This is a genomic window from Aliiruegeria haliotis, from assembly GCF_003003255.1.
GTDB lineage: Bacteria > Pseudomonadota > Alphaproteobacteria > Rhodobacterales > Rhodobacteraceae > Tropicimonas > Tropicimonas haliotis.
In genome coordinates this window covers 91227-103676 of record NZ_PVTD01000012.1, presented here as the reverse complement: position 1 = coordinate 103676, position 12450 = coordinate 91227, and the positions used below count along the sequence as shown (strand labels likewise).

The window sequence follows — 12450 nt, the reverse complement described above, 5'->3', positions numbered from 1 at the left end:
TGTTACTCCGGGAAGTGGCTGACGACGATGAACATCACCGTGCCGACCAGGGTTACGAGGAAGGAGTAGGTGAAGAGGCTCAGCGCGAAGGGCTGCATCAGCATGAATACACCCAACGCGATGAGGATCGAGGCCACCATCTCCCACGGGCCACGACGAAGTCGCAGCAGGCCATTGATAAAGTTGGTCATTTGCGTACCGCTCCGAAGGTGATCCCACGCAGCAGGTGCTTGCGTAGAAGGATGGTGAAGACCATGACCGGCACTAGGAAGATCGTTGCGCCCGCGGCTACGGCCGGCCAGTCCTGCCCGCCGACACCGATGATCGTCGGGATGAAGGGCGGTGCGGTCTGCGCAGTGCCGGAGGTCAGCAACACGGCAAAGGCGTATTCGTTCCAGGCAAAGATCAGGCAGAAGATCGCGGTGGAGGCGATGCCGGTGGCGGCTTGCGGCAGCACAACCTTGTAGAAAGCCTGGAACCGCGTGTAGCCGTCGATCAGCGCAGCTTCCTCGTATTCGATCGGAATCTCTTCGATGAATCCGTGGATCAACCAGACCGAGAGCGACAGGTTGACCGCCGTGTAGAGCAGGATCATCCCGGCATGGGTGTCGTTCAGCCCCAGCTGGCGGAACATCAGGAAGATCGGGATCGCAACAGCAATCGGCGGCATCATCCGGGTGGACAGGATGAAGAACAGCAGGTCGTCCTTCAGCGGCACCCGGAAGCGAGAGAAGGCATAGGCCGCGATCGTGCCGAGGAAGACCGACAGGAAGGTCGAACCGAAGCCGATGATCACCGAGTTCAGGAACCGCTCGCCATAGCGGGACGGCCCGGCAATGATCATGTCATATTGGCGCACGATGCGGTCATACCAGGTGGTCGGCTCGCCTAGGGAGGCCAGCGTTTCCTCGGTGACGCGGGTCCGCGTCGTGAAAAGGTTCACATAGCCCTCCAGCGTCGGCTCGAAGAGCACCTTGGGGGGATAGGCGATGGCATCCGCCGGGGATTTGAAGCCGGTGGCGATGATCCACAAGAGCGGCATCAGGGTGATCAGGGCGTAGCCGATGACAAGGAACCCGGCGATCCACTTCTGGCGGTCGGATGGTTCGGTGACGGAATAGGTCATCTTTCTTTCACCTTGTTGAGGGCCTTCACGTAGATCGAGGCCAAGCCGAAGACGGTGACGAAGAGGATCACGGCATAGGCGGAGGCATAGCCGGTCCGCCACTTCTCGAAGGCTTCACGCTTGAGGTCGATCGAGGTCAGGGTGGTCGTGTTGCCCGGCCCGCCGCCGGTGAGTTGCACCACCAGGTCGAACATTTTGAAGTTCTCGATGCCGCGGAACAGAACGGCCAGCATCAAGAAGGGCAGCACCATGGGGATGGTGATCGTCCAGAACTGCCGCCACTTGCTGGCCCGGTCACATTCGGCCGCCTCGTAGATGCTTTCAGGGATCGAGCGCAGCCCGGCCAGACAGATCAGCATGACAAAGGGCGTCCACATCCAGGTGTCGACGATCACGATCGCCCAAGGCGCCAGCGCCACTTCACCGATCATCGAGAAACTCGACGCGTCGGCGCCGGTGAAGAAGGCGACCACGTAGTTGAAGAGCCCGATTTGCGGCTGATAGAGGAAGGTCCAGAAGTTGCCGACAACCGCCGGGGACAGCATCATCGGAAGCACGATGATGGTGGTCCACATGTCGTTGCCCTTGAACTTCTTGTTGATCAGATAGGCCAGCGTGAAGCCGATCAGCACCTGAACCGCGATGGTCCAGAACAGGAAATGCGCCGTGGCCTGCATCGTGGCCCATGTGTCGGCGTCGGTCAGGATGCGCTCGTAGTTGCGCAGGCCGATATACTCGACCTCCCGGTTCCGGTTGGCCTTGAAGTTCGTGAAGCTGAGATTGATCGTCCAGATCAGCGGGAAGATGTTCACCGCCAGCAGCAGGAAGATCGACGGAGCGACAAAGATCCAGGCGATGGCCCGGTCCGAGAGGCCCTTGATGCGCCGCGCCGCGCCCGGTGGGGTCGCTTCGGCTGCACGTTCGAGCGTTGAGGTCACCATGTTCGTACCTTTCGACAGGCAAGAGCCGATCGTGTCGGGCAGGCGCCCGATTGATGGTTTGGCTTCGGTTCGGGAAGTGGGGCTCCGGTCGGGGCAAGGATCACCGACCGGAGGGATGGCGCCGTCGAGGGAGACAACGGACGCCGGTGGTGCGCTTACATCTTGCCTTCGTCTTCGAAGACCTCTGTCCAGTCCTCGACAAGACCGTCAAGCGCTTCTTTCGCGGTGCCGTTCCCGGCAATCACGTAGTCATGGACCCGGTCCTGCATCGCCAGAAGAAGCTCGGCATAGACCGGCTCGGCCCAGAAGTCCTTCACGATCGCCATCGAGTCGAGGAAAGTCTGTGCGTAGGGCTGGCTGGTGGCAAAGCCCGGATCCTCGACCACGGCCTTGAGAGCCGAGTAGCCGCCGAGTTCCCACCACGTGGACTGGATTTCGGGCTGGGCGAACCACTTGATGTATTCAAGCGCCGCGTCCTGTTTGTCGGAATAGGCCACCACGGAGATCCCCTGCCCGCCAAGCTGGGCGAACTGCCCGCCGGGGCCCTTCGGGTTCGCGAAGTAGCCCGACTTGTCTCCGCCCACATTGGCATCGGCGTTCACGCCCGGCCAGATGAAGGCGAAGTTCATCTGCATGGCCACCTGCCCGGATTTGTAGGCATCGATGTTTTCGCTCATGTACCAGTTGGAGCTTCCCGGTGGCGTGCAGCAATCATAAAGAGCCTTGTAGAATTCGAGCCCTTCCACCGCGGCATCGGAATTCACGTACCCTTCGAGATCGTAGGGTTTGTCGGGGTTGGTATATTCGAAACCGTAGTTGTAAAGCGCGTTGGTCACGCCCATCGTGATGCCTTCCGAGCCCCGCTCGGTGTAGATCGCCGCGCCGTAGACCTTGGTCCCGTCAACCTCGCGGCCCTGGAAGAACTCGGCGATATCCTTGAGTTCGGCGAGCGTTGTCGGCACGGCGAGGTCCCGCCCGTAAGCTTCCTTGAATGCGGCCTGGAGCTCTGGCTTGGCGAACCAGTCCTTGCGATACGTCCAGCCGACGACATCGCCAAAGGCAGGAAGCGCCCAGTAGTTCGGCGTCCCCTTGGGCCATTCCGAATAGCCGGTGACCGTTGCCGGAATGAAGTCGTCCATGGTGATTCCCTCGGCCTCGAAGAAATCGTTCAGCTTGATGTAGTGCCCATTCTCCGCGCCGCCGCCGATCCACTGGCTGTCGCCGATCATAAGGTCGCAAAGCTTGCCGCCGGAATTCAGTTCGTTGAGCATCCGGTCGGCGAAGTTCGGCCAGGGCACGAACTCGAAGCTCATTGAATGTCCGGATTGTTCCTCGAAGTCCTTGCTCAGCTCGATCAGGGCATTTGCCGGGTCCCAGGACGCCCAGCAAAGGGTCAGATCCTCGGCCATAACGGACCCGCTTCCAGCGACTATGGCTGCGACTGCAGAAGAAACGAGATGTCTCGCTTTCATGACTTCCTCCCATTTGTTCGCGCCAAGTCCTCCGGGCGCAATTTTCATGCCACGACGGTATTTGAGGTACGTACATCATTTCAAGAACTTTCTGAGGTACGTGCCTCAGAAATGTTGCATCGAATTGAAACTCCTTGATAAGAATGGCAAGGACAGGGACCTCAGGACGGGATCGGATCACGCGCATGCGGCCAACGACAAAGGACATTGCAAGGGAGGCCGGCGTCAGCCTGGCAACCGTTGACAGGGTCCTGAACAAGCGGCCCGGCGTGCAGAAGCGAACAGTCGAAAAGGTGCAAAAGGCCATTGAAAAGATTGGCTTTGTCCGGAACGTCTCTGCCGCAAATCTGGCGCGCAGCAAAAGCTATCGCTTTCTGTTCCTTCTTCCGGAGACCGGCGACCAGTTCCTGGCCCAACTGGAAGACGTGATTCGGGAGATCGACGACGCGATGACCGCCGACATGGTCTCGGCCCGCATCCTGCGAATCCCGGCGGACGACCCACAGGCAACCGCCGACATCCTCGGAGCGGTCTCCCAAAAGGAGACGGAAGGGCTCGCGATCATGGCCCCTGAGTCCCCGCAGGTGCGCGATGCAATGATACGGGTCGCCGAACGGGGAATCGGTACGGTTTCCATCGTCTCGGGGCACCCGACGGAAGCGGGTGACGCCTTTGTCGGTATTGACAACTTCGCGGCTGGCGCCACAGCGGGGCGGTTGATGGGCCGGTTTCTCGGCGGTCAGCCAGGAAAGATCATGGTCGTTGCCGAAACCATGCACGCGAGGGACAGTCTGGAACGGCGAAACGGGTTCGACGCCGTGATTACGAGCGACTACCCAGAGCTGCTCGCGCTTCCGACACTTGAGACACGCGGGCAGCAGGATCGGACCAATGCCATCATCGAACGGTCCTTGCAAAATCAGGACAACATTGTCGGAGCCTACATCCTGAACTCCGAAGCACGCGTTCCGCTTGAGGCTGTCCGGCGTCTGGGAAATGCGGCCGACTTGGTTGTGATCGCCCATGAACGCACGCCCTTCACGGAGATTGCGCTCCGGGATGGACTTGTCGACGCGGTCATCGCTCAGAATCCGCGGCACCTTGTGAACAGCGCTGTCGAGATCCTCCGCGCACGATCCGACAACCGGAACGTGGTTCCGTCCGCGGAAAGCACGAGGATCAATATCTTGCTGAAAGAAAACCTGTAGGAGACCGCCGCCCGGCTCTGAACCGGGGATATTCAGAATGGAATGCCGTGGTGCGAACCTAGTCCGGAAGCTCCATTCTTTTGGTGAGGCGGATCTGAAGGTCGAACTGCGGTCGGTCGCGCCGGCCGATTGACCCCTCGATGACGCCTTCAGACAGCTTTCCGGCTATCACGGTGTCGAACTGCTCCCGTGCTTCGCCGAAGTCGGTCCTTGGCGGACCATAGTAGTGCACGTTCAGGTTGGCGGAGAAGTCGGCGTTCGCGAGTTGATAGTCGCCAACTGTATATTGCCGGTTGTCGCCGCCCAGAATGCGCCCGCGATCAAGGACAAATACACCACGATTGTCCCAACCAAACGGGCCGTAGACTTCGAGTGTCCAAACACCTTCCACCGACATCACTGCGTCTCCGTGTCGCCGTCGGCCGCAAGCTACAGCCCGCCGCCAATCTGCTATACATTGAAGATAGGCAGCGCGCCAAAAAAAAATACGAGCAAGAACACTCAGGGGATCGCAAATGTCCGCAGCTTCGGAAAAGATGGCAACAGGTGACACCCCGGCCGGCGACACGCCGAAGCTCGGTCGAAAGGAATACGAGAAACGTCTCGCCGACCTGCAGATCGAGCTCACCAAGCTCCAGGAATGGATCAAGCAACGCGGCCTGAAGGTCGTCGTCATTTTTGAAGGGCGCGATGCGGCTGGGAAAGGTGGCGTGATCAAACGGATCACCCAGAGCCTCAACCCGCGGATATGCCGCGTTGTCGCCCTGTCCACGCCCACCGAGCGCGAACGCCACCAATGGTACTTCCAGCGCTACGCACAGCACCTTCCGACAGCCGGGGAAATGGTCTTGTTCGACCGGTCCTGGTACAATCGGGCGGGCGTGGAACGCGTCATGGGCTTCTGCACGGCAGAGGAATACGAAGAGTTCCTGCGATCCTGCCCCGAGTTCGAAAGGATGCTGGTGCGCTCCGGCATCATCCTGATCAAGTATTGGTTCTCGGTCAGTGACGACGAACAGGAACGCCGGTTTCAGGCAAGAATCCAGGACAAGACGAAGCGCTGGAAGCTCTCTCCCATGGACATCGAGTCGCGAAAGCGCTGGGTCGAGTACTCGAAGGCGAAAGACATGATGTTCGCGCACACCGACATCAAGCAGGCACCGTGGTACGTGGTGGAGGCAGACAACAAGAAGCGGGCGCGGATCAATTGCATCAGCCACCTGCTCAGCCTGATTCCCTATGAAGACCTCACGCCAAAACCCATCGAGCTTCCGCCAAGACAGGACAGCGCCGGGTATGTCAGGCCGCCGATCGGCGATCAGACGTTCGTTCCCGATGTTGCAGGCAGCAACTAGCGATCAACCGACACAGGAGCCCGGTTGTGATGTGGCCTGCTGGGCAGCTTCTCCGCCGTTCGGCTGCGATGACGGCTACTTGCCGAGGCAAACCCGGCCGGTGAGCGATTGCACCGCAGGGAGGCGGCATTCCGAGTATCGATGGATTGCCCGCACCCGACCCGAGCGTGGCTCGCGATCAGACCGCCTTACCATCAGAAACAACTGACGTTTCGGGCGCGACGGCCTGTATGGCTGTCAGGGCAATCGTGTAGACGATGTCCTCGACCAACGCCCCGCGCGAAAGGTCGTTCACAGGCTTTCGAAGCCCCTGAAGCATCGGGCCCACGCTGACCACACCGGCAGATCGCTGCACTGCCTTGTAGGTGGTGTTGCCAGTGTTGAGATCCGGGAAGATGAAAACGTTGGCCCTGCCCGCTACGGCGCTGTCGGGTGCCTTCTGCTGGCCGACACTTTGGACCGAGGCGGCATCATATTGCAGCGGACCATCAATCAGCAGATCCGGCCTCAATGCCTGTGCCAACCGGGTCGCATCCCGCACTTTCTCCACGTCGGAGCCAATGCCCGAGCCGCCCGTCGAATAGGAGATCATCGCAACGCGCGGCTCGATCCCGAAGGCGCTTGCCGTCTCGGCCGACTGAATCGCAATGGTTGCAAGTTCTTCGGCTGAAGGGTCGGGATTGATGGCACAATCGCCATATATCAGCACCTCGGTCGGCATCAGCATGAAGAACACACTGGAAACGATCTTGGCCCCGGGGTTGGTCCGGATCAATTGCAGCGCCGGGCGCACGGTGTCGGCGGTGGTGTGAACCGCACCGGACACCAGCCCGTCCACATCGCCTTCGGTCACCATCATGGTGCCAAGCACTACCGTGTCCTCCAGTTGCTCCGCAGCAAGCTCCGGCGGCAGTCCCTTGTGCTTTCGTAACTCCACCATTGGCGCGACATAGCGCGCGCGGACACTCGCCGGGTCGACGATTTCCAGATTTGGCGGCTGCGTGAGGCCGAGCTTGGAGATCTTGCCCACGATCTCCTCCGGATCACCAAGGAGAACGCACTGCGCGATCTGCTTTTCGGCGCATTTGATCGCGGCTTCGATGGTGCGCGGCTCTTCGCCCTCGGGCAGAACGATCCGTTTCCCGGCCGCGCGGGACAACAACACCAGTTGGTGACGAAATGCGGGCGGCGACAGAAGCGGACGGACAGTCTCCCCAATCCGGGACATCAACGAAGAGACGTCTATCCGGTCGGCAATGAAGCCAATCACCCGCTCCATCTGGTGACGGTCGTCGGCGCTGACATGGCAGTCCAGTTGCGCAAGCTGAGCGGCGGCCTGATAGGTGTCGTTATTGGATAGGAAAATCGGAAGGCCAGCCTCCAAGGCTGGCCGCATGATTTCACTCACGAACTCGTCCGGACGGCTGCCACATGTCAGCAGCAAACCAGCCAGCCGGGTGCCATTCAGGAAGGCAAGCGAGGCCGCCAGGCATATGTCGGCCCGGTCGCCCGGTGTGACAAGCAATGCGCCGGGAACGAGGCAAGGCAACACCAACTCCACGGATCGTGCTGCCACCACCACTTCGGTCACCCGTCCGGCCGCCATGGCACCAGCGTTTTCCACGCTCAGGCCCATAGCATCGACCATTTCCTGAAGTCGCGGCGCATAAAGGCTCGGATCGAAGGGGATCGATCCCAGAATTGGCAGATCGGGACCGAGATCGGCTTGCATGGCCTGACGCAACGCGTCCGGGTTGGTGCCTTCGGGGACCTTGTTGACAAGAACGCCGGCATAGATCCCGTCGAGGTCGGTTGACTCTTCTCCGCTCCCAAACTGGCGCGCGACCCGTCGAACGAGGCCGCCCATGTCATTTGCCGACGGCCGGGACGCATTAACCACAGGAATCAGGTCGGCGCCGAGTGCCCGACACATGGCCGCGTTCACCGGTAGGGCGAGGGTGTCGGTCTCGACCGAGACCAGCCCTTCGACAACGAGGACATCATAGTCGCCGTCCAACTCGTCCAGCAGATCGACGACTTCGTCCATCAGGCCGTCGATGTCGCCCGCCGCGACAAACTCCGTGGCGCGTGTGAAAGACAGCGACCGTGTGACTGGCAAGTCGCACAGATCCCGTGCGAAGGCACTCGACGGGTCGGTTATTTCGCTCAAACCGAGCGGCGATTGCCCGACCGGCTTCGAGAAGGCGACTCTCAGTCCCTCACGTTGCAGGGCCCGGGCCAGACCCAGAGCCATGGAGGTCAGGCCGGCTTCGCGATTGGCGGAGGCGAGGAAAAGTACCTTTTTTGAGGGCATATGAGCTGTCCAGCGCGGTTATGGATCGCAAGAATGTCTTCACCGGGGGTGATGTCCGCCGGTGCTTGCAGAGTTTCAGGCAGGATATATGATTTCAGCCGCCGACTACCACCCACCGTTGCGCACACCGGCTTGCCGCTTGCTGCATGTGCATTGTTGCGGAGCAACATGCGGCAGATCGGCTGTCGCTCGGCGCCAGCGCCGTCAGAAAACCCGGAACTCATCGACCCTGCAATACTGTGGATGGAGCTATTGCCGCCACCGCACGCATGCCAGTGGGACCCGTCCGCACTGGTGCGAAGTCTCGGGCTGGCTCCTGAAAGCCCCGTGTTGCAGCCATGCTCGGCAACCTTGCACAACAGCTTCCCTGCTGACAGCGATTAACGCCGCCTTAACCAAGGGTACGCTTCAACGGAGACAGGTGAAACTTGCCCGGCGCTCGGCCGGGGCGGAAGGACCAACGAAATGGCGAGCGGGTATCGGAAGGATATCGACGGACTTCGCGCCGTGGCCGTCCTGTCCGTTGTGCTGAACCATGCCGGCCTTCCCGGGGTGCCCGGCGGATATGTCGGCGTCGACGTTTTCTTCGTGATCTCCGGCTATCTGATTTCGCAGATCCTGTTGCGAGAGATCGCTGAGGAACGCCTGTCGCTCGCCGCCTTCTATGAGCGACGCGCGCGTCGCATCCTACCGGCGCTCTTCGTGGTGCTCGCTGCATGTCTCCTCGGTGGGTGGTTTCTGCTTCTTCCCGCGGAATACACCGCACTCGCCCAGTCCACGACGGCGACACTGCTCTTTGTCTCCAATGTCTGGTTCTGGCTAGGCACCGGCGACTACTTCCATGCCTCTGTTGCTTTCGAACCCCTCCTTCATACCTGGTCGCTCGCGGTGGAGGAGCAGTTCTACCTCCTGTACCCGCTGTTGTTGATGGCTGTCGCCCGATGGCCGCGCCGGAAGTGGGGCGCCACCATTGCGGTGCTTACCCTTTCGTCCTTCGCTCTCTCGGTGTGGGCCCTGCGGCATGAATCTGTGGCAGGGTTCTACCTGGCGCCGACCCGTGCTTGGGAACTCGGGATTGGCGCCCTCCTCGCACTCTATCCTGCGCCGGAGCGCGCTACCCGGTCGTCCCGCCATGCGGCTGCCGTGCTCGGCCTATGTCTGATCTGCGGAAGCGTGGTGTTGTTCTCCGGATCCACGCCCTTTCCCGGCGTAGCCGCCCTCGCCCCTTGTGTTGGCGCTGCTTTGGTAATCTGGGCTGGGGCTGTGGGGCAGACCGTTGTCGGCAGGCTACTCTCATACCGCGGGCTGGTTTTCATCGGGTTGATCTCCTATTCGCTCTACCTCTGGCACTGGCCTGTTCTTGTGACGGCTCGGCTGATCGCCGGGCAGGCAGAATTGCCAGTCGGAACCGCTATTCTTTGCACTGCAGTGTCGTGTGCCATGGCTTGGGGAAGCTGGCGCTTCGTCGAACGTCCGTTTCGGCGACAGGGCGCATTGCGCAATATCTCCCGCCCCAAGGTCTTCACCGCCGCGACGTCCAGCGCGGCATTGCTCATTTGCATGGCCCTCTTGGTTTCCAGCACGGACGGATTCGCCAATCGTGTTCCGCCCGACGTCTTGCAAGTCCACGCGCACGCGACGGCCCGGGGCGAGATAGACATCAGGTGCCGCAGTCCCGGGCCTGGCCACATCCCCTGCCCCATCGGCGCGCAACAACAGCCGCCGGAGGTGTTGGTCTGGGGAGATTCCCATGCAGGTGCCATGCTTCCCGGGGTATCCGACTGGTTGGAGAGCTTTGGCCAAGGCGGCGTTGCCATGGTCCGGAATGCCTGCGCGCCGCTGCTTGGTGTCGCACGCCTCGATGGGTCGGACGGTTCGGCGTGCGCTGCGCATAACCATTCCGTACAGGACTATCTGGAAGCCCATACCGAGATCCGCACGGTTATCCTCGTTGCGCGGTGGCCGCTTCTTGTGGAAGGCACGCGACCGGCGGGAGAAGCGGGTGCCCTCGCACTTCTGTCGATCGACGGGGAACCCGGTCACCCCGTAGGCAACGCCCGTGCGGTCGCGCATGGCTTGTCGAATACACTGCGGTGGCTAAGGACCAGTGGTCGGGAAGTCATCCTGATCGGAAGTGTGCCAGAAATCGGTTTCCACGTCCCGAAGGCACTGGCCCGATCCCGATTTGCGGGCACCCAGATGCCAGCGCCGCCAAGCCGCGCGGCGTTCGATGTCCGCAGTGCCAGAGCTGATGCACTCCTCCTGACAGCCGCGATCCGACATGATGCCCGACTTGTTCGCCCGTCTGACGTTCTCTGCTCGACGAAATGCAGGATCCTTGATGGAGAGCGTCCGCTCTACTTCGACGACGACCACCTGAGCCCACATGCGGCCCGCAACCTGGTGCCCGGTTGGCTGGACTCCGCACGCGAGATCAGAACCGTTGCGCAAGCCGGTCCATTGCTCAAACAGAACGAGCCCGCCGGAGATCCCGGCGGGCCCGCACAGACGCGCGTGTCGTCGCGCGATAGTCAGTAGCGGTAGTGTTCGGGCTTGAACGGCCCTTCGACGGTCACACCAATGTAGTCGGCCTGCTCCGGGTTCAGCTCGGACAAGCGAACGCCAATCCGCTCCAGATGCAGCCGTGCCACCTTCTCGTCGAGGTGCTTGGGCAGGATGATGACTTCGTTGCCGTAGGCGCCAGCGTTCGTCCAAAGCTCCATCTGCGCCAGAACCTGATTGGTGAAACTGGCCGACATCACGAAGCTCGGGTGGCCGGTAGCATTGCCCAGGTTCAGCAGACGTCCTTCGGACAGCAGGATCATACGATTGCCATTCGGCATCTCGATCATATCCACCTGGTCCTTGATGTTGGTCCACTTCATGTTGCGCAATGAGGCAACCTGGATCTCGTTGTCGAAGTGGCCGATGTTGCCGACGATCGCCATGTCCTTCATCTCGCGCATGTGCTCGAGCCGGATCACGTCCTTGTTGCCCGTGGTTGTGATGAAGATATCCGCGGTTGCGACCGCATCCTCCAGCCGCACCACTTCGAACCCGTCCATGGCGGCCTGAAGCGCGCAGATCGGGTCGATCTCGGTCACTTTCACCCGGGCCCCGGCACCGCGCAGCGAGGCCGCCGAGCCCTTGCCCACATCGCCGTAGCCGCAGACAACCGCGGTCTTGCCGGCCATCATCGTATCGGTGGCGCGACGGATGCCATCCACCAGAGATTCCTTGCAGCCGTACTTGTTGTCGAACTTGGACTTGGTGACGCTGTCGTTCACATTGATCGCCGGGAAGGGCAGCTGGCCCTTCTTGTGGAGGTCGTAGAGGCGATGGACACCGGTAGTGGTCTCTTCGGACACACCCTTGATCGCATCACGGGTCCTCGTGAACCAGCCCGGGCTTTCCGCCATGCGTTTGCGGATCTGGTTGAAGATGACTTCTTCCTCTTCGGAGCCGGGCACACCGAGAACGTCTTCGCCGGCCTCGGCACGGGCGCCGAGCAGGACGTACAGCGTCGCGTCACCGCCATCGTCGAGAATGAGGTTCGCGCCCTCCGGAAACTGGAAAGAACGATCAAGGTAGTCCCAGTGCTCCTCCAGCGACTGACCCTTGACCGCGAAGACAGGCGTACCGCCCGCTGCGATGGCGGCCGCGGCATGGTCCTGCGTGGAGAAGATGTTGCAAGAGGCCCACCGCACGTCGGCACCGAGTTTCACCAGCGTTTCAATAAGAACCGCGGTCTGGATTGTCATGTGAAGCGAGCCGACGATCCGGGCGCCCTTGAGCGGTTTGGCCTCGCCATATTCCTCGCGCAGCGCCATCAGGCCTGGCATCTCTGTTTCGGCGATGTCCAGTTCCTTGCGGCCGAACTCCGCGAGCGAGATGTCCTTGACGATATAGTCCTGCGCCATACTGCGCTCCTTGCGAATGGAAATGCTGTTGCGCGGTCACATAGCGGCGTCAAGCGGCTGCGACAAGGCCCGCTCCGGTCGCCGCTCGGAGGATTCCCCGGCAGCGCACCCGAT

General features: G+C 61.2%; 10 protein-coding genes. 3 read left to right on the top strand and 7 right to left on the bottom strand.

Annotated elements, in window-relative coordinates; all coding sequences use genetic code 11:
* Positions 1 to 2: 2 nt before the first annotated feature.
* The 4 genes from CLV78_RS20610 to CLV78_RS20595 form a co-directional block, all read right to left on the bottom strand.
* Positions 3 to 191, bottom strand: coding sequence for a hypothetical protein (locus CLV78_RS20610; protein WP_106207576.1), 189 nt, complete (start codon positions 189 to 191; stop codon positions 3 to 5).
* Positions 188 to 1126 (bottom strand): carbohydrate ABC transporter permease, encoded by a 939-nt coding sequence (locus tag CLV78_RS20605; protein ID WP_106207574.1) that lies wholly within the window; start codon positions 1124 to 1126, stop codon positions 188 to 190. Before CLV78_RS20605 ends, CLV78_RS20610 begins: the two co-directional genes overlap by 4 nt.
* Positions 1123 to 2067 (bottom strand): carbohydrate ABC transporter permease, encoded by a 945-nt coding sequence (locus CLV78_RS20600; RefSeq protein WP_106207572.1) that lies wholly within the window; start codon positions 2065 to 2067, stop codon positions 1123 to 1125. Before CLV78_RS20600 ends, CLV78_RS20605 begins: the two co-directional genes overlap by 4 nt.
* A 155-nt stretch (positions 2068 to 2222) precedes the next feature.
* Complete coding sequence (locus CLV78_RS20595; protein ID WP_425427975.1) at positions 2223 to 3476, bottom strand: ABC transporter substrate-binding protein; 1254 nt, start codon at positions 3474 to 3476, stop codon at positions 2223 to 2225.
* Between the two features lie 248 nt (positions 3477 to 3724).
* Between CLV78_RS20595 and CLV78_RS20590 the strand changes: the two genes are divergently transcribed.
* On the top strand, positions 3725 to 4747 hold the full coding sequence (locus tag CLV78_RS20590) for a LacI family DNA-binding transcriptional regulator (protein WP_106207570.1): 1023 nt from the start codon (positions 3725 to 3727) through the stop codon (positions 4745 to 4747).
* A 58-nt stretch (positions 4748 to 4805) separates the two neighbouring features.
* On the opposite strand, the gene CLV78_RS24060 is transcribed toward CLV78_RS20590, so the two are convergent.
* The gene (locus CLV78_RS24060) at positions 4806 to 5144 is read right to left on the bottom strand and encodes a GrlR family regulatory protein (RefSeq protein WP_106207568.1); all 339 of its coding nucleotides are present in this window, start codon (positions 5142 to 5144) and stop codon (positions 4806 to 4808) included.
* Between the two features lie 118 nt (positions 5145 to 5262).
* Here CLV78_RS24060 and ppk2 point away from each other — a divergent pair, with 118 nt between their 5' ends.
* A complete protein-coding gene (gene ppk2, locus CLV78_RS20580) occupies positions 5263 to 6102 on the top strand; it encodes a polyphosphate kinase 2 (protein WP_106207566.1) in 840 nt (279 codons plus the stop codon).
* A 178-nt stretch (positions 6103 to 6280) separates the two neighbouring features.
* Here the strand turns inward: ppk2 and pta are convergent, their stop codons facing one another.
* Positions 6281 to 8416, bottom strand: coding sequence for a phosphate acetyltransferase (gene pta / locus CLV78_RS20575; RefSeq protein ID WP_106207564.1), 2136 nt, complete (start codon positions 8414 to 8416; stop codon positions 6281 to 6283).
* A gap of 465 nt (positions 8417 to 8881) precedes the next feature.
* On the opposite strand from pta, the gene CLV78_RS20570 reads away from it, so the two are divergent.
* Complete coding sequence (locus tag CLV78_RS20570; protein WP_106207563.1) at positions 8882 to 10954, top strand: acyltransferase family protein; 2073 nt, start codon at positions 8882 to 8884, stop codon at positions 10952 to 10954.
* Here CLV78_RS20570 and ahcY read toward each other — a convergent pair.
* The gene (ahcY, locus tag CLV78_RS20565; protein ID WP_106207562.1) at positions 10948 to 12336 is read right to left on the bottom strand and encodes an adenosylhomocysteinase; all 1389 of its coding nucleotides are present in this window, start codon (positions 12334 to 12336) and stop codon (positions 10948 to 10950) included. The two genes, CLV78_RS20570 and ahcY, sit on opposite strands and share 7 nt — an antisense overlap.
* Positions 12337 to 12450 lie beyond the last annotated feature (114 nt).